This is a genomic window from Kitasatospora sp. NPDC050543 (genome assembly GCF_044457565.1).
Lineage (GTDB): Bacteria > Actinomycetota > Actinomycetes > Streptomycetales > Streptomycetaceae > Kitasatospora.
Genome location: NZ_JBITGZ010000019.1, coordinates 73,981 through 90,819 on the forward strand (window position 1 = coordinate 73,981; position 16,839 = coordinate 90,819).

Below are 16,839 nucleotides of genomic sequence, written 5' to 3' on the forward strand. Positions count from 1 at the left end.
CGGAACGCAGTACGCACGGGGACGACCAGCACGCCCGGAACGACCCCGGCAGCACACGCGGAACACGCACGGAACACGCACGGTGCCGGCTGGCAGCCATCCAAGGCAGCCGGCCGGCACCGTTTCGCTTCGGGCAGTACCCGCCCGAGCCCAGGTCAGTACCCACCCGAGTAGTAGTCGTGCAGCCCAGCGCGCCGACAGGCCTCACCCGGTCGCTGCCCCGGCGGACGCGACTTGAGGATCTCCCAGGCCCGGTCCTGCGAGATGCTCCTCCCGTACCACGGCGCCGGCTCCCCGCCGACGCTGTACCAGATCAGCTCCACCGCGCAGGTGCGCTGGTCCTCGGGCAGCCGGTCGAGTGCCGGTACCGCGTCGGTCGAGAGGTCGCGGACGTTGCGCAGGTCGATCTGGCCGGTCTGCTCGAAGCGGGCCACGTTCTGTTCGGCGATCATCGCGTCCGGCCCCATCAGCCCGTACACCGCGGCGGTCAGCGCGCCGCTCAGCATCACCACGCGCGGCAGCCAGGACGCCCGGCCCAGCGCGCCGGCCGCGATGAGCAGCAGGAAGACCACACCGAGCCAGATCTCCACCACCAGCACCCACAGACGCAGCTGGGTCAGGCCCGAGGCGTCCACGTAGAACTGCATCCGGCGCAGCGCCGAGCCGACCACCACCAGGCTCAGCACGCAGAGCGAGCCGAGCAGCGTCTTGGCCAGCCGCCGGTCGGCGGGGGTCGTCCGGGGCGCCCAGCGCTTGGCCACGGCCACCACGATCAGGGTCAGCACCGTCACCACGGTGAGCTGCCAGAAGCCCTGCCGGGCGTACTCGGAGCGGCTCATCCCGGTGTTCTTCATGATCGCTTCGGGGCCGCCGACCAGCACCACGAGCTGCACCACCGCGAAGCCGGCGAACATCAGGTTCAGCGCCGCCAGCGGGAGGGCCCACTCCAGGCGGCCGCGCTCCGGGCCGGGCTTGGTGACCGCGCGGTCGAAGCGCCGGGGGCCCGCCGCCATGTGCGCGAAGCCCAGTGCCGTGACGGTGCCCAGTGCCAGCAGCAGGGCGCGCCGGGGCAGGTCGCCGCCGTCGAAGGAGGGGGTCAGGCTCTCCATGATGTCGGCGACCGCCGCGTCCGCGCTGGCGAACAGGGAGCCGAAGACCGCCAGCAGGAGCACCGCCACGGCGACGGCCTTGATGACCGGCAGGACCTTGCCCGTCGCCGGGTAGTTGCCGCCCTTCAGGCCCTCCCGGGCCCACACCACCGACGGACCGAGCTGCCAGAGGACGGCGGGCAGCGGCAGCAGCATGCTGGTCCAGCGGCGCCCGCCGTGCAGCGCGAGCGAGGTCAGCGCCACGGCCGCGGCCACCGACAGCAGCGTCGGCCAGCCGGCCTCGTAGATCACCGGGACCACCAGCAGGACCAGGGCGAGCACGCTCCACACCACCGTCCAGGGCCGCAGCCGGCGGCCCGCCGACCAGGCGGCGAGGGAGGCCGCGACCGCCCCGACGAGAGCGCAGATCAGCAGGTTGGCGCCGAGTCCGTCGCCCATCGTCCAGGCGGTGGCCACCCCGGCGGCCAGGGCCGCGAGCAGCACCCGGGGGGTGGCTGCGGCGCGCCGGTCGGGTGCCGTGCCGGTGAGCAGGCTGCGCTTCTCCACGATGGGCGCCCGGAACGGGTCGGGCGCCGCAGACGCCGGTGGCGGCGGGGCTGCGGGTGTGGACATTCCGGACATGAGTCCCCCTCAGAGGTCGGGTGGGCATACGGAAACCGCCCTGGGGGCAGCCCGCCGGCAGGCGCGAAGAGGCGCCGCGGCACGACGAGGACTCTACGGGCATCACGATCGTTCTGAACAGGTTCAAATCCGGCTCGGAGTGGTTGTGTCACCGAGTTGTGACACAACGCCGGGGGCAACTCCCGGGGAAACCCCCTGGTCAACGCCGCGTCAGGGGCCGGAGCACACAGTGCCGACGGCGCGCGAGGGACGGACCGGCGCAGCGCGGGGAACGGGCGGGCGGCGGCCGGTCGCCTGAGCCGCCCGGCGCCGCCCCGCGCGGCTCAGTACGAGCCGTAGAGCGAGTACACGAGCCGGTCCTTGACCGCCGGCCCGAAGCTCGCCGGCCAGGTCCCGAACGGCACCCCGCCGCTGCTGTACGCGCCCTGGCCCTGTGCGCCCGCGCCGTAGTTCATGTTGTTGACCTGCGAGCCACTGCCGTTGCTGTTGTAGACCAGCCAGTAGGCGGTGTTGGCGGCCAGCGTGACGTTCACCGGCAGCGAGTTCCAGGCGTTGGCGGTCAGGGCGCCGCTGCCGGTGGAGGCCACCAGCGCCCCCGGTGAGCCCGCGACGTCGGTGTAGACGGCCAGCTGGTACTGGTTGTCGGGCGCCGGGCTCACCGGGCCCACGTGCACGCTGAGCGAGGTGAGCGGCGCGGCGGCGGGCCCGGTGGTGACTCTGCTGCCGTTCAGGTGGTGGGAGTCGGTGTCGTCGATCAGGGTGCCGACGGCGGTGTTCCCCAGCGTCTGCGGCGGCGCCCCGCCGGTGGTGAAGGAGAGGCTGTACGGGCTCGCCAGCGCGTTGCCCGCGGCGTCCCGCACCCCCTGCACGGTGGCGGTGAACCCGGTGGTCAGGGCGAGCGGCGCGGCCGGGGTGAACACGGCGCTGCTGCTCGCGCCGTCGTACCCGACCGTGCCGTTGACCGGTTGGCCGCCGGTGGTGCGCAGGGTGACCGTGGCGGCGGTGACGGTGGCCCGGTCCAGCGGCTCGCTGAAGTTGAACCGCACGGGTGTGCCGGCGGGGACGCCGGTCGCGCCGGTCGCGGGCGAGGTCCCGGTGACCGTCGGCGCGGTGGTGTCCTGGCCGTACGTCGCGGTGTACGAGCCCACCGCGCCGTCGAAGAACGCGTACGCCACGCCCTTGATCGTCTCGACCCGGTAGCCGACGGGGTGACCGCCCGTGGAGATGCCGGCCAGAGTCCCGGCGGCGGAGGAGAGCGGCAGCATCGCCCGCAGACCGCTCGCCCCGCCCGTGATGTCGAAGGTCAGCGAGCTGCCGCTCCAGGCGAGCTTGCTGAACGCCGAGCCGTTGCGGGCGTCCAGCCAGGTCAGCATCTGCCGGCCGGAGACCACCGGCGCGCCCTTCGCCCTGGCGGCCGCCACGATGGCGTCGGAGGCGTCGGAGGCCGCGTAGTCGGTGTGGATGTTGGCGGTCAGCGCGGCGTAGTAGCCCTGGCTGCCGTACGCGGCGCCGAGCAGCGTGTCGATGGTGGCGGGGTAGGACTGGCCGGACTCGTCGGTCAGCTGGGTGGTCGCCTGGTACTCGTCGATCAGGCTGCCGTCGGTGTCGGCGAACCGCATGATCTGGGCGGTGCCGTTGAAGTAGCCGGGCCGGTCCCGGGTGAAGGAGGAGGGGTAGAAGTAGTAGTCCTCGTCCAGCCGGATGCCGTTGGCCAGTTTGGTCTTCGCCTGGGTCGCCCAGTCGTCCCACTCCACGCAGTGGGTGCGGCTGCTCGCGGGGGTCGGCAGGGTCGGGTACCTGGCCTTCCAGGCACCGAGCTGGTCGGCGTACATGCCCTGGAGTGCGCCGGCGCTGCCCCACGGGCGGCAGTTGGTGGTGACGTGCAGGGCGACCTCGAAGCCCTGGTCGGAGTAGGCCTGGGCCTGGGCCGGTGTCAGCGGGCCGTCGGTGTAGAGGTAGGAGGTGGCCCGCACGCACTCCCAGGCGGCGACGTTGCAGCCGGGCGGGCTCTGCCCGATGTAGCCGTCCCAGCGCCCGGCCGTACCGCCGATGCCGTGGTCGTCGCCGCTCATCACCACCACCGCCTTGACGTCCCGGGGGAAGTACCAGAAGCGGGGCAGCGGCTTCCTCGCGGAGTCCATCAGGGTGATCAGGTTGGCCAGCAGCCGCTGCTGCTCGTCGGCGATCGGGATAAGTGCCTTGTCGAGGTTGTTCCAGTCCGGCTGGCCGCCGGTGCCGAGGAACATCTCGCTCGCCTCGTAGCCGTCGGTGGCGTCGCGCTGCTGTCCGGCCCAGGCGATGTTGCCCTGGCGGGTCTGCACCACGGACTTGGCCAGGTCGTAGGTGAACGCGGCGGCCCGGCCGCTGCCCGCCGTGCGCAGGGTGACGGCGGGGTTGGCGGTGGCGGTGCCTGCGTCGGCGTACAGGCTCGCGACCGCCGCCGCGTCGCCCAGGGTGTAGAGGTCGGCCTGGCCGTGGTAGCCCATGGTGTCGCCGGTGATGCCGGCGCCGGGGGCGGCGGAGGTGTCGATCCTGAGGTAGGCGTCCGAGCGGGTGCCGCCGGTGGGGCTCAGCCCGAGCAGCGGCGCGAGCTGCTTGTCGGGTCGCATCGCGATCAGCCGCCCGCCCCCGTTGGTCCAGGTGGTGAGCATGGTCACCTGGGCTGCGGTCAGTGGGAGTTCGCCGAGCAGCACCACGTCGTAGGAGGCGAGCACGGCACTCGTCACCGCGGACAGGTCGGTGGTGCGGTAGTAGTTGAGGCCCTCGGCCCTGAGAATCTCGGCGTAGTACCGGGTGTACGGGTTGGCGGCGCCGCCGACCAGCAGGATCGGCCCCTCGCCGCCCGGTCCGCCGCCCGGCGGCGGGGTGCCGGTGCTGCCGTCCGGGGTGTACGTGGCGTAGATGGAGAAGCTGAGGCCACTGGAGGTCGCCGCGCCGAAGTTCGCGGGCCAGCTGCCGTACGGGGAGCCGCCGTTGCCGTAGACGCTGGTGCCGCCGGGGCTGTACCTGAGGTTGTTGACCGCCCCGCTGGCGCCGTTGCTGTTGTAGGCGAGCCAGTAGGGGGTGTTGGGGCTGAGGGTGGCCGTCAGCGGTGCGGTGTTCCAGCTGTTGGCGGTCAGCGTGGCGCCGGCACCGGCGGCCAGCAGGGCGCCCGGCTTCCCGGCGCTGTCACGGTAGATCGCCACCTGGTACTGGTTGTTCGGGGCCGCGCCCACCGCGCCGAGGTACACGCTGACGCTGTTCACGGTGCCGCCGGCGGCGCCGGTGACGTAGCGGGAGGCGTTGAGGTAGTTGGAGTCGTCGGAGTCGGTGGAGGCCCCTACCGAGGTGTTGCCCAGGGTCGCGGTGGCGGCCTGCGCCGGGGTGGCCACCAGGGCCGCCGCCGCCATCAGAGCCGCCACCAGACCCGCGAGTCTTGTTCTGAACCCCATGACCGCCCCCACCGCTGCTTCGGCGAACTGCCCCTAACGGTGTACCGGCTGCGGGGTGATCGTGTCCTCGGAATCGACACAATCGCGCGCCTGACCGCGCCTGGCCGAGCCCCCGCCCGGGCCCCCGCGCCTGCCCGCCCGCGCCACCCGGGTCAGCCCTTGACGGACCCGGCCAGCAGCCCGCGGACGAAGAAGCGCTGGAGGCTGAAGAACACCACCAGCGGGATGACGATCGACAGGAACGCCCCCGCCGTCAGCAGCTCCCAGCGCCCGCCGAACGATCCGGACAGCTGGGCCAGGCGCACCGTCATCGGCGCGACCTCCGGCGTACCGCCGGCGAAGGTCAGCGCCACCAGCAGGTCGTTCCAGACCCAGAGGAACTCGAAGATGGCGAACGAGGCCAGCGCCGGGGTGCAGAGCGGCAGCACGATCGACCGGAAGATCTTGAAGTGCGAGGCGCCGTCGACCACCGCCGCCTCCATCAGGTCGCGCGGCAGCTGGGAGATGAAGTTGTGCAGCAGGAAGGTCGCCAGCGGCAGGGCGAACATGGTGTGCGCCAGCCAGACGGGCGCGTACGTCCCGCTCAGGTCCAGCGCCGGAATCAGCGTCAGCGACCCGAGGTGGGCACCGCCGGAGAACAGTTGGAGCAGCGGGATCAGCGCCATCTGCAACGGCACCACCTGGAGCGCGAAGATCACGAAGAACACCGTGTCGCTCCCCCGGAAGCGCACCCACGCCAGCGCGTACGCCGCCATCGCCGCCAGCACCAGCGGGAAGACGGTCGCCGGGACGCTGATGGCGAGTGAGTTGACCAGGTACGGCAGCAGGCCGCCGCTGACGCCGAAGCCGCCCTCGAAGAGCACCGTGTGGTAGTTGGACAGGCCGAGGTCGGGGTGCGCCAGCACGTTCCACCAGCCATTGGCGGCGACGTCCTGCTTGGGGCGCAGCGAAGTGGCGAGCAGGCCGAGGGTGGGTACGGTCCAGAGCACCGTCACCACGATCACGAACACCGAGGCGAGCGGGCTGCTGAAGGCGCGGCGCACGGGCCCCCCGCCGGCGGGCCGAGGCCGGGCGTCCGCCGGCGTGGGCGCGGGCGCGGGCGCGGGCGGGGTGTCCACTGGCTTGCTCATCGGACCGCACGCTCCTTACGCAGCTGGACGATGTTGTAGGCCACCAGCGGCAGCACCGCGAGGAAGAGGATCACCGCGAGGGCGCTGCCCCGCCCGGTGTTGAACTGCACGAAGGACTGCGAGTACATCTCGTTGGCGAGCACCTGGGTGCCGAAGTTGCCGCCCGTCATGGTGCGGACGATGTCGAAGGCCTTCAGTGTGGTGATCATGACGGTGGTGAGCACCACCACCACCGTGGTGCGGATCATCGGCACGGTGACGAACCAGAACAGCTTCAGCCCGCCCGCGCCGTCCAGCCTGGCTGCCTCGGTCACCTCGTCCGGGATGGCCTTGATCGCGGCGGAGAGCACCACCATGGCGAAGCCGGTCTGTACCCAGACCATCACCGCCATCAGCAGGAAGGTGTTCAGCGGCTGGGTGAGCATCCAGTTCGGCGGGTGCTCCCAGCCCAGGGTGATGGCGAGCTGACTGAGCAGGCCGATCTGCTGCTGGGAGGCGTCGCGGGCCTCGTAGACGAATTTGAAGATGATGCTGGCGCCGACCAGCGAGATCGCCATCGGCATGAAGATCAGCGACTTGTAGACGGCCTGCCCGCGCATCCGGTCGACCAGCAGCGCGAGCACCAGGCCGAGGGCGGTCGCGGTCAGTGGCGCGACGACCAGCCAGATCAGGGTGTTGAGCAGGACATGGTGGACGGAGTCGTTGGTCAGCGCCCAGCCGTAGTTGCGGCCGCCGACGAAGCGGCTGCTGTCGTCGCTGTAGAAGCTCAGGTAGAGGGTGCGGACGAGTGGTGCGACCAGGCCGACGATCAGCAGCAGGACGGCCGGGCCGAGGAAGACGGCCACGGCCAACGGGCGGGTGATCCGGCCGGAGGCGCGGCCTGCGGCGAGGAAGACCAGCAGCAGGATGCCGAGGAAGCCGGCGATCGCACCGAGGCTGTTGCCCAGCTTGACGGTCGCATCGCTCCACGCGCCGTCGGCGAGCAGCACGCTGGTGGCGGACATGGCTGTTCCCTTCCTGGGGTCACCGGGAGGAGGGCGGTCGCTGCCGGCGAGCCGGCACCCTCGGGTGAGGACGGCTGCCCCCGGGCTGCCCCCGGCGGGTGGCAGCCCGCCGGGGCGGCCGCGGGCACCCGGCGGCGTCCGGCCCGCGCTACTGCGGCCAGGCGCCGTCGATGTCGGAGGCGACCTTCTGGATCGACTGGCCCTCCGCGAACCAGGCGGTCAGCGACTTCCACTCCTGCCCGGCGCCGATGCCGGCCGGCATCAGGTCCGAACCGTCGAAGCGGAAGGTCGCCGCGGGGTCGGTGAGCGCGTCGGCCGAGAGCCGGTCGATCGCGTCGGTGTAGAGGCTCTTGTCGACGCCCTGGTTGGCGGAGACCCAGCCGGTGGCGGTCTTCACCCGACTGCCGGCCCAGTCGCTGCTGGAGAGGTAGTTCTGCACCGCCTGTACCTCGGGGCGGCTCGCGAAGGCCGCGAGGAACTCGCCACCACCCTCGACGGGGTTGGCGACGGCGGGGTTCACCGCCGGCAGGTGGAAGGCGAAGACGTCGCCGTCCGGCGCGACCTTGGTGTTGGCGGGCCACTGGGCCTTGTAGAAGGAGGCCTGCTGGAGCATCAGGCACTTGCCGGTGAGGATCGGCGCCCCGGCGTCCTGGAAGGTGGTGGTGGCGATCGACTTCACGTCACCGTAACCGCCGTTGACCCAGGCCGGGTTCTGCATCCAGCCGGCCACGGTCTGCATCGCGGTGGTGATCTTCTCGTCGCCGAACTTCACCTGGTGGTTGACCCATTGGTCGTAGACCTCACCGCCATAGGAGCCGAGCACGACCTCCTCCAGCCAATCGGTGGCGGGCCAGCCGGTGGCGGTGCCGGAGGCGATGCCGCCGCACCAGGGCTTGCCGGCACCGGCCTTGGCGGCTCTGTCACTGAGCGCCATCAGGTCCGCCCAGGTCTTGGGCACGGCGTAGCCGGCCTGCGCGAAGGTCTTCGGCGAGTACCAGACCAGGGACTTCATGTTGGCGCTCATCGGCGCCGCGTAGAAGGTGCCGTTGACGGAACCGTAGGTCTTCCAGACCGGGCTCCACTTCTCCTCGTTGGCGACGGTCGCGGCCGGCGGCTTCACGACCTTGCCGGTCTTCACCATCTGCGCCAGTAGGCCGGGCTGCGGGATGATCGCGAAGTCCGGCGCGTTGCCGCCGGTCACCCGTACCGGGAGCTGGGACTCGAAGTCGTTGGAACCCTCGTAGCTGATCTTGATGCCCGTACACCTACTGAAGTCGGCCCAGGACTTCTCCAGATTGTCGGACTCGGGGCTGAGGATCGACGCGAACATCGTCACCTTCGTCCCCGAGTGACCCGCGTACGGCTGGTACGCGGCGCAGTCGCCGGTGAGCGCGGCGGCCGAGCCCGAGCCGCCGCCCGAGCCGCCGGAACTGTTGGAACAGGCGGCGGTCAGCAGCAGGGCCAGGGCCGCGGGGACCACCAGCAGGCGTCGGCGGGCACTCATCGGCAGCCCTCGGTCACGATCGGGGTGGAAGTCAATGCGGTCCTCCTTGCCAGGGCGGCGAACGCCAGCAATAAGACAGAACGACACTGCGCTGTACCGGAGATCGAGTTGTATCCAGCGACGGCTGGCTTGAAGACGTTAACCCACACGCCACCCGCCGCCAAGGTGTTCGTTCGACCGTCATCGGAGGGGGCAGGTCGTGACCGTGTGGCCGCCCTCGGCGGCCGGCTCACCGTGCGTGAACGCGAGGTGCCCCACCCCGCCGTGGACATGGACACCGGCGGCGGGACGGGGCGGAGCGGAGTCTGCGAGCGGGGTCTGCGAGCGGGGCGGGCGAGGCAGGGCGGAGCCGGCCCCTCGGGGCTCAGCGCGCGGCGCCGAGGCGGACCGGCAGCTCCCGCAGGCTGTTGACCACCAGGGACGGGCTCGGCTGCAACTCACCGTCCGGCACGGCGAGCGCCAGGTCCGGGAAGCGCTGGAACAGCGCCGGCAACGCCACTGCGGCCTCCAGCCGGGCCAGCGGCGAGCCCGGGCAGACGTGCGGACCATGACCGAACGACAGGTGCCGGATCGGGTCACGGGTCACGTCGAACACCTCGGCCGTGATGCCGTGCTGCGCCGGGTCCCGGCCGATCGCGTTGTACGAGATCAGCACCGGCTCGCCCGCGGGGATCACCACGTCCTCGACCTTGACGTCCTCCGTCGTGAACCGGAAGAGGAAGTTGCTGGTCGGCGGCGTCCAGCGGAGCGACTCCTCGACCACCGCGTCCCAGGACACCTCGCCGGCGCGGACCAGCGCCAGTTGCTCGGGGTGCGCCAGCAGCGCGCGGACGGCGTTGCTGATCAGGTTGACGGTCGTCTCGTGGCCCGCCGCGATGATCACCCGCAGGGTCGCCGCCGCCTCGGCGTCGGTCAGCGCGCCGCCCTCCACCGCGGCCGCCAGCAGCGCGCTGGTCAGGTCGTCCTGCGGCGCCGCCCTGCGCTGCGCCACCAGGTCGTCGACGAACGCGTTCAGCGCGGCGATGGTCGCCTGGATGCCCGCCGGGTCGGGCTTGCTGCCGAAGAACCGCTCGTACAGCTCGCGCAGATACGCGTGGTCCGCCTCGTCCACACCCAGCAGCGTGCCGATCACCGTCATCGGCAGCGGGAACGCGAACTCGGTCTTGAGGTCCACCTCCCGCTCCCGCGCGGCCGCCAGCGAGTCCAGCAGCCGGGCGGTGATCTCCTCCACCCGGGGACGCATCAGCTCCACCCGGCGGGGCGTGAACGCCTGCGCCACCAGCGCCCGCAGCCGCCGATGCTCCGCCCCGTCCGTGGTCACCATGCTGCGCCCGGGCACGGCCAGGCCGATCAGCGGCCAGCTCCTGGGCACGTCACCGCGCTGGAACGCCGCCCAGTGCGCCGCGTCCTTCACCAGCCGGGAGTCCGTCAGCAGTTCCCGCGCCTGCGCGTGCCGGGCCACGGCCCAGGCCGAGACCCCGCCCGGCAGCTCGACGGGGACCACCGCGCCGGCGGCGCGCAGCAGCGCACCCTCGGCCGCGTTGTCGCGCGCCAGCGGGTCGAGGACGATCCGCGGGTTCGGATCACGCACGCCACCCGGGGCGCTCGGATCGCTCAGGGCGCCCAGGCCACTCGGCGCACTCGGCGCACCTGGTCCAGTCGGCTCGCCCAGGTTGCTCGGGACGCTCGGGACACGGGGGACGGTCATCGGCAGGCTCCTTCAGGTTTACGACGGTCAGGAGGTCCGGGCCCGGCTCAGCCGGCCACGTACCCCGGCGTGAACGACACCGGCAGCGCCACCAGCCCGCGCACCCACGCCGACGGACGCCACACCAGCGCGTGCTCCGCGACCGCCAGCCGCAGATCCGGCAGCCGGTCCAGCAGCACCTCGATCGCCGTGGTCGCGATCACCTCCGCCGCCTCCTGCGCGGGGAACGGGCAACCGTGCTCGCCGTACGAGAAGCTCATGTGCGCCCGGTTGCCCTCGGCGGGCGCCCCGCCCGCCTGACGCACCGACGGGTCCGAGTTCGCCCCGGCGAAGCCCAGCAGCAGCATGTCGCCGGCCGCGATCCGCTGACCACCGAGCTGGGTGTCCCGGGTGGCCCAGCGCCCGGCGAAGATCTGCGTCGGGGTGTCCTCCCAGAGCGCCTCGTTCAGCGCCTGGCTGACACTGCGCCGTCCACCCGACAGCGAGGCCGCGAACCGCTCGTCGGTGAGCATCAGCCGCAGCGCATTGGAGATCCAGTACGCGCAGGGCTGGTGGCCCGCGATCAGCAGCACCCGCATGTCCCGCATGATCTGGTCGTCGCTCAGCCCGGCGGGGTGCGCCCGCATCCGGGAGGCGACGTCCGCACCGGGCGAGTCCCGCTTCGCCTCCACCAGCGCCTGCATGCCCGCCATCAGCTGCTGCGCACCGGCCTGCGCGTCGGGGCCGCCGTCGAGCATCGCCAGCAGACCCTTGATCAGCGCCGGGGCCTGCTCCTCGCTGATGCCGAGCATCCGGCACAGCACCAGCAGCGGCATCCGGTGCGCGTACTCGGCCACCAGATCCGCCTCACCCCGCCCGGCGAACTCGTCGATCAGCGCGTCGGCGATCTCCTCGCAGTACTTGCGCAGCTCGTACGGATCCACCTCGGTGAGCGCGTCGCCGATGGCCTCCGCACGGCGCCGGTGCTCGGCGCCCTCCACGTACAGGATCGACGGCGCGGGCGTCATCATCGGGCGGAGCGGCCAGTCCTCGGGGATCGAGGGCCAGGCGTTCCACCGGGTCGAGTCCCGCCCGAACAGCTGCGGCTGCCCGGTCACCTGCTGGAGCTCGCGGTAGCCGATCACCAGCCAGGCCGGCACCCCGCCGGCCAGCTCGACCGGCGCCACCGGGCCGTGTGCGGCCCGCAGCTCGCGGTAGAGCTGGGCCGGGTCGGTCTGGAAGCGCGGCCCGTACAGCGGGGTGGCCCCGGCGTGCGCCGGGCAGCCCGGCGGCGGGTTGACGGCGGGCTCGGTCACGAGGTGCTCTCCTTCTCGGCAAGGCCTTGCAGATGGCGGACGAGCTCGATCAGCACCTGCTTGCTGGACTCGCGGTCCCGGGCGTCGCAGTCCACCAGCGGGACGTCGGCGGGCAGGTCGAGGGCGTCCCGCACCTGCTGCAGGCTGTGCGTCGGCTCACCGAAGTTGTTGCGGGCCACGACGAACGGCGTGCCGTGGTGCTCCAGCCGGTCGATCGCGTACCAGGACTCCTCCAAGCGGCGGGTGTCCACCAGCACCACCGCACCGAGCGCCCCGCTGAACAGCCGGTCCCAGAGGAACCAGAAGCGTTCCTGCCCGGGGGCGCCGAACAGGTAGAGCACGTTGCGGGCGGAGAGGGTGATCCGGCCGAAGTCGAAGGCCACGGTGGTGGAGCGCTTGCCCCAGGCCGCCGAGGGATCGTCGATCCCCTCGCCGGCCCTGGTCATGGTCTCCTCGGTGTTCAGCGGACGGATCTCGCTCACCGCGCCGACCAGCGTCGTCTTGCCGACGCCGAACCCGCCCACCACGACGATCTTCAGACCGTTGTCGGCCGTGCTGCGCAGCGGGGCGGCCGGGGCGGACGGCGCGGCGGCCCGGTCAGAGCTGTTGGAGTCCATGCAGCACCTGCTTCAACGTGTCGAGGTCCGGCAACCGGGCCTTGCTGGGGGCGAACCGGGGGTGGCGGGCGGTGATCTGCCCGCTCTCCAGCAGGTCGCCGAGCAGGATCTTGACCACGGACACCGGCAGCCCCAGCACCGCGGCGATCTCCACCACCGCGACCGGCGCGGCGCACATGCCGAGGATCCTGGCGTGCTCGGACTGCATGCCGGCCGTCGGCTCACGCTCCGCGACGATCAGCGTGACCAGGTCGAAGGCGTTCTCCGGCGGTCGGCTGCGCCCCCGGGTGACGGTGTAGAGGCGGTCCGGGTCCTCGTCACGGCCCGGCAGCACCGGCCGCCCGCTCATGTCAGGGCGGGGACGTCGGCGGTCGGGTCACCGGGGCCTGGGGCACCCGCTGTCGGGGCACCGGCCGCGTCCTCGCGCGGCGGGGCGCTCAGGTAGGCGCCGATCTGCTCGATCAGGCCGTGCATGTTGTGGCCCACCACGCCCACGTCCGCGTCGTCGTCCGTGACGACCGCGAGGTGCGCGCCCTCACCGGCGGCCACGATGCACAGGATCCCGCCGTGGAACTCGGTCATCGACTGCCGTACGCCGCCGCTGCGGTCGCCGAACTCGATCGAGGCGCCGTGCGCCAGGCTCTGCATCCCCGAGGCGATCGCGGCCAGCTGGTCCGCCTGATCGACGCTCAGGCCGGCGGTGTGGCAGAGCTTCAGGCCGTCCGCCGAGAGCACCAGGGCGTGCCGGGCGCCGGGGGTTGCGGCCAGCAGGTTCTCCAACAGCCAGTCGAGATCACGGTCCGTTGCGCTGCTCATCGGGAGTCGTCCTTCGGGGAGACGGGGGAATCGTCGGGGGTGTCCTGGGCGCTCCGCAGAGCCTTGCGGAAGGCGCCGAAGCGGGCGGCGGCGCTCGCCGCGTCGGCCCGGGCGGAGGCCGCAGGCTCAGTGGCCGATTGCTGAGTGGCCGGTTGCTGGGTGCCCGGTTGCTGGGTGGCGGCCGCGAGGGTCTGCCCGCGGCGCCGCTGCGGCAACCCGCTGTCGGAGACGGCCTCGGGCGCGCGCTCCACCGACCTGCGTTCGACCGCCGCGCGGACGGGCGCGGGAGTGGACGCGGGCAGTGCGGCCGACGCGGGCAGCGCGCCGGAGATCAGGGCCGGCCCGGTGCCGGCGGGCGCGCTGGTCAGGGCGGGGGCCGGCGCCGAGTGCGGATCAGCCGCTGCGGACTCGGGGGCCGGCGCATGAGCGGGCGTCGCCACCGCCTGCTCGGGGTGGGTGATCAGCTGCTCCGGGATCAGCACCACCACCCCCGTACCGCCGCGCGAGGACGGCCTGAAGGAGACCTGTAGGCCGTACTTGCGGGCCAGCGTCCCGACCACCGCGAGGCCGAGCCGGGTGCCGGCCGAGATCAGCGAGAGGTCCAGCGACTCGGGGCCCACCGCGCGCTCGGCCCGGCGCAGCCAGTTGTCGCTGAGGCCCAGCCCACCGTCCTCGACGGTGATCACCAGGCCGGCGTTCACCTCCTCGACGTAGACGTGCACCTCGCCCGGCGGGGCGGAGAAGTTGGTCGCGTTGTCCAGGAGTTCGGCGAGCGCGTGCATGACGCCCTCGGCGGCGTACCCGGCGACGGCGGCGGAGCTGGCGTTGTGCAGCCGCACCCGCTGGTAGGCGCCGATCCGGCCGAGCGCGCCGCGCAGGACGGACTCCACGCCGATCGGTTTGGTCCAGCGGCGGCCCGAGCGTGCGCCGGTGAGCACCGCGATGCTGTCGGCCATCCGACCGGCCTGCGCGGTGGAGTGATCCAGGCTCAGCAGGTCGCCGAGCACCTCCTCGTCGTGCCGGTGCTGCATCTCGCGCAGCTCGGCGTGCATGCTGGTCGCCAGCGCCTGGACCCGGCCGGCCGCGGTGGCGCAGACCGCGAGCGCGGCCAACCGCAGCCGCTCGCCCCGGCCGATCTCCTCGGCGACGGTTCGCAACAGGGCGGCCTGCGGGTGGGCGCGGTGGTCGGCCAGCACCGTCTCCACCGAGGCTCCGTCGCGCAGGCGCTTCACCAGGGCGGGCAGCACCTCCTCGCCCAGCCGGTCGACTGCGAGCCGCTCGGCCCGCTCGGCCTCGACCTGCTCCCTGGCCTGCGCCAGCTCCTCGCGCACCGCCTCGGTCTCGGCCCGGGCGGTCTCGCACTCGGTGCGGGCGGCGTCCCGTTCGGCCCGGGCGGCCTCGGTGGCGGCCCTGGCCTTGGTGGCCTCAGCCCTGGCAGCGGCGGCGTCGGCCCAGGCGGTGGACGCCTCGGCCTGGCTGTCCGCCAGCCCGGCGGCCAGCCTGCGGGCGCGCTCGGCGCCGACGGCGGCGAGGCCGACGGCTATGCACCACAGGACGACGACGGCGCAGACCGCCGCGACCGTCAGCGGCTGGTGCGCGGCCGACGCCCGGACGACGGCCACCGGCCCGGCAACACCGGCGAGCAGCACCGCCGCCACCGTCAGGGCTGCGGTCCGCACGGCAGGCCGCAGGAGCGGCCCGCCGGCTGGGCTGGTGCGTGCTCTCATCAATCCGGTCCTCGGCAGCAGGCGTCGACGGCAGGGTGGCGGACAGCGCGCGACCACCCGGCGGATGCTGGGGCGTCCTCGGGCTGACTGATCAATACACGCGGTCGTGCGATCATATCCACTCACCGGAGAGCACCGATCAGCGAGTTGACGATCAGTCCTGGGACGTTCACGCTGCTCACACATCTCACCGCCGTCAGGCGCCACCCACCGCCGCGGACGCCCGCGCGGCCTTCACCCGAACCGCACGGCCGTCGTACGCGAAGCACGGGGACCGGAGCCGGGCCGCCTCAGCCCGGCCCGCCGTAAGCCGTCAGCCGTCAGCCGTCAGCCGTCAGCCGAGCTTGCTCTCGATCGCCCGCCGGACGGCCGCCGCGTCCAGGCCGTGATCGGCGATCACCCGCGCCCCCAGCCCCTCCCCCTCCCGCAGCAGCCCGAGCAGGATGTGCCCGACGGCGATGTTCCCGGATCCCAGCCGGATCGACTCGCGCAGCGACAGTTCCAGGGTCTTCCTCGCCGCCGCACTGAACGGGCTCCGGCCGCCGTCGCTTTTGAACCAGCCCCGCCGGCGCCGCTCGGGCTCGGCCGGGGCGTCCAGCGCACCCTCCCCGAACGCGGCCTCGACCGCCTCCCGGACGGCGTCCAGGTCCACCCCGATCGCGGCCAGCACCTCGGTGTCGTCACCCTTGCCGAGCCGCCGGACGACGGCGGCCCGCGCGGCGGCGTGGTCCAGGCCGGCCTCGACCAGGACGGCGGCGGACGGGTCCTCGGGGTGGCGGAGCGCACCGAGCAGCAGGTGCTCGGTGCCGATGCCGCGATGCCCCAGTTCGCCCGCCTCCTCGCGCGCCCGGACGACCACATCCCGTGCGGCCGTGGTGAATCGCTCGAACATCCTTCAGCCTCCGTCCTTCCCGAATTCACGCCGGGCGTACTTCTTGTGGACCGCCTGCCGGCTCACGCCCAGGCACACCGCGATGTCCTGCCACGACCAGCCCAGGCCACGCGCGTTCCCGACCTGGAGATCCTCCAGGCGGTCCGCCAGATCACGCAGCGCACGGACCGCCCTCAACCCGACAGCGGGGTCACGACTGCTCGCGGCTGCCGCGAGCTCCTTGCTCTCGCTCATAATGTCAACCTAGGTTGACACCACTCGGCTGTCAACCCTGATTGACAACGAGGCCTCGCCGGAGTCCCGCGGAGCGCACGAAGGGAGGGCGCGGGCCGATGGCCCACGCCCTCCCTCGGTACCGGCGAATCAGGTCAGACCCGCCGGGTGCCGTAGTCGCTACGGCTGCGCGCTTCTACTGGCGGAGATCACTTGTTCCCGGGGTGTCGCATTCCTCGCCCCGCCCGTTCCTCACGCGCGTCGTCGGGGCCCAGGCCAGGGGTAGCCGAGCTGGTCGGCGAGCTCCTTCGAGCCTGCGCAGACCTCAGCGACCTCGCGGGGATCTTCGGCCGTGAGGCGCGCCTGGGTCCGCTGCTGGGCCCTCATCGAACACGTCGGTCAGGACGTCTCGTCCGTCGACGATCGGTCGGCATTCCACGCTGGCCTGCCTGGTTCCGAGTAGTGGCACGACGACGCGGAGGGACAGCCGATGCGGTTCTGTAGTCGCTGCCTGATGGTTTCGGAGTCAGCAGCAGTTGTCAGTCGCGTTTCTACCTGGTGGAGGAAGCGAGTGCCTCCGTCTTGGGTGGCCCTGCCCGAACTTGTCCGGATGTCACGGGCCCGGGCGGCCGGGTAGTCGGCCCAGGAGGTCTTGGCGAACCCGGCCCAGCGAACGGCGGTGTTGGGGTGCGGTCCGAGGATGCTCGCGAGGACCGGTGCGGGCAGGTCGCCGGAGAAGGGCGCCCGGCGGGGCGACGTCGACGAAGGGGAC

Annotated in this window: 13 protein-coding genes; all 13 read right to left on the bottom strand. The window is 72.5% G+C overall.

The genetic code is table 11. The features are described from left to right. Positions 1–155 precede the first annotated feature (155 nt). The gene (locus ACIBH3_RS23005) at positions 156–1,721 is read right to left on the bottom strand and encodes a DUF4153 domain-containing protein (RefSeq protein WP_396313916.1); all 1,566 of its coding nucleotides are present in this window, start codon (positions 1,719–1,721) and stop codon (positions 156–158) included. 332 nt (positions 1,722–2,053) lie between these two features. Continuing rightward, entirely contained in the window at positions 2,054–5,161 is a 3,108-nt protein-coding gene (locus tag ACIBH3_RS23010; protein ID WP_396313917.1) for an Ig-like domain-containing protein, read from the bottom strand. Positions 5,162–5,313: 152 nt separating this feature from the next. Beyond that, positions 5,314–6,291: a carbohydrate ABC transporter permease gene (locus tag ACIBH3_RS23015; protein ID WP_396313918.1), complete on the bottom strand. Its 978-nt coding sequence runs from the start codon at positions 6,289–6,291 to the stop codon at positions 5,314–5,316. Continuing rightward, a complete protein-coding gene (locus ACIBH3_RS23020) occupies positions 6,288–7,295 on the bottom strand; it encodes a carbohydrate ABC transporter permease (protein WP_396313919.1) in 1,008 nt (335 codons plus the stop codon). Before ACIBH3_RS23020 ends, ACIBH3_RS23015 begins: the two co-directional genes overlap by 4 nt. 148 nt (positions 7,296–7,443) lie before the next feature. Next, the gene (locus tag ACIBH3_RS23025) at positions 7,444–8,799 is read right to left on the bottom strand and encodes an ABC transporter substrate-binding protein (RefSeq protein WP_396313920.1); all 1,356 of its coding nucleotides are present in this window, start codon (positions 8,797–8,799) and stop codon (positions 7,444–7,446) included. Positions 8,800–9,163: 364 nt separating this feature from the next. Beyond that, positions 9,164–10,507: a cytochrome P450 gene (locus tag ACIBH3_RS23030; RefSeq protein WP_396313921.1), complete on the bottom strand. Its 1,344-nt coding sequence runs from the start codon at positions 10,505–10,507 to the stop codon at positions 9,164–9,166. A gap of 47 nt (positions 10,508–10,554) precedes the next feature. Next, positions 10,555–11,802, bottom strand: a complete 1,248-nt coding sequence (locus tag ACIBH3_RS23035; protein WP_396313922.1) for a cytochrome P450 — start codon at positions 11,800–11,802, stop codon at positions 10,555–10,557. Then, positions 11,799–12,419, bottom strand: a complete 621-nt coding sequence (locus ACIBH3_RS23040; protein WP_396313923.1) for a GTP-binding protein — start codon at positions 12,417–12,419, stop codon at positions 11,799–11,801. Before ACIBH3_RS23040 ends, ACIBH3_RS23035 begins: the two co-directional genes overlap by 4 nt. Continuing rightward, positions 12,400–12,768, bottom strand: a complete 369-nt coding sequence (locus ACIBH3_RS23045) for a DUF742 domain-containing protein (protein ID WP_396313924.1) — start codon at positions 12,766–12,768, stop codon at positions 12,400–12,402. The genes ACIBH3_RS23040 and ACIBH3_RS23045 overlap by 20 nt, the downstream gene beginning before the upstream one ends. Beyond that, positions 12,765–13,235: a roadblock/LC7 domain-containing protein gene (locus ACIBH3_RS23050; RefSeq protein ID WP_396313925.1), complete on the bottom strand. Its 471-nt coding sequence runs from the start codon at positions 13,233–13,235 to the stop codon at positions 12,765–12,767. Before ACIBH3_RS23050 ends, ACIBH3_RS23045 begins: the two co-directional genes overlap by 4 nt. Beyond that, positions 13,232–14,962 carry an ATP-binding protein gene (locus ACIBH3_RS23055; RefSeq protein ID WP_396313926.1) on the bottom strand — a complete coding sequence of 577 codons (1,731 nt, stop codon included), beginning with the start codon at positions 14,960–14,962 and terminating at the stop codon, positions 13,232–13,234. The genes ACIBH3_RS23050 and ACIBH3_RS23055 overlap by 4 nt, the downstream gene beginning before the upstream one ends. A gap of 334 nt (positions 14,963–15,296) precedes the next feature. Next, on the bottom strand, positions 15,297–15,854 hold the full coding sequence (locus tag ACIBH3_RS23060; RefSeq protein ID WP_396313927.1) for a Clp protease N-terminal domain-containing protein: 558 nt from the start codon (positions 15,852–15,854) through the stop codon (positions 15,297–15,299). A 3-nt stretch (positions 15,855–15,857) separates the two neighbouring features. Continuing rightward, complete coding sequence (locus ACIBH3_RS23065; RefSeq protein WP_396313928.1) at positions 15,858–16,088, bottom strand: RNA polymerase subunit sigma-70; 231 nt, start codon at positions 16,086–16,088, stop codon at positions 15,858–15,860. Positions 16,089–16,839 lie beyond the last annotated feature (751 nt).

Coding starts and splice junctions, on each gene's coding strand:
- ACIBH3_RS23005 (WP_396313916.1), bottom strand. CDS start 1,721: ATGTCCACACCCGCAGCCCCGCCGCCACCGGCGTCTGCGGCGCCCGAC.
- ACIBH3_RS23010 (WP_396313917.1), bottom strand. CDS start 5,161: ATGGGGTTCAGAACAAGACTCGCGGGTCTGGTGGCGGCTCTGATGGCG.
- ACIBH3_RS23015 (WP_396313918.1), bottom strand. CDS start 6,291: ATGAGCAAGCCAGTGGACACCCCGCCCGCGCCCGCGCCCGCGCCCACG.
- ACIBH3_RS23020 (WP_396313919.1), bottom strand. CDS start 7,295: ATGTCCGCCACCAGCGTGCTGCTCGCCGACGGCGCGTGGAGCGATGCG.
- ACIBH3_RS23025 (WP_396313920.1), bottom strand. CDS start 8,799: ATGAGTGCCCGCCGACGCCTGCTGGTGGTCCCCGCGGCCCTGGCCCTG.
- ACIBH3_RS23030 (WP_396313921.1), bottom strand. CDS start 10,507: ATGACCGTCCCCCGTGTCCCGAGCGTCCCGAGCAACCTGGGCGAGCCG.
- ACIBH3_RS23040 (WP_396313923.1), bottom strand. CDS start 12,419: ATGGACTCCAACAGCTCTGACCGGGCCGCCGCGCCGTCCGCCCCGGCC.
- ACIBH3_RS23045 (WP_396313924.1), bottom strand. CDS start 12,768: ATGAGCGGGCGGCCGGTGCTGCCGGGCCGTGACGAGGACCCGGACCGC.
- ACIBH3_RS23050 (WP_396313925.1), bottom strand. CDS start 13,235: ATGAGCAGCGCAACGGACCGTGATCTCGACTGGCTGTTGGAGAACCTG.
- ACIBH3_RS23055 (WP_396313926.1), bottom strand. CDS start 14,962: ATGAGAGCACGCACCAGCCCAGCCGGCGGGCCGCTCCTGCGGCCTGCC.
- ACIBH3_RS23060 (WP_396313927.1), bottom strand. CDS start 15,854: ATGTTCGAGCGATTCACCACGGCCGCACGGGATGTGGTCGTCCGGGCG.
- ACIBH3_RS23065 (WP_396313928.1), bottom strand. CDS start 16,088: ATGAGCGAGAGCAAGGAGCTCGCGGCAGCCGCGAGCAGTCGTGACCCC.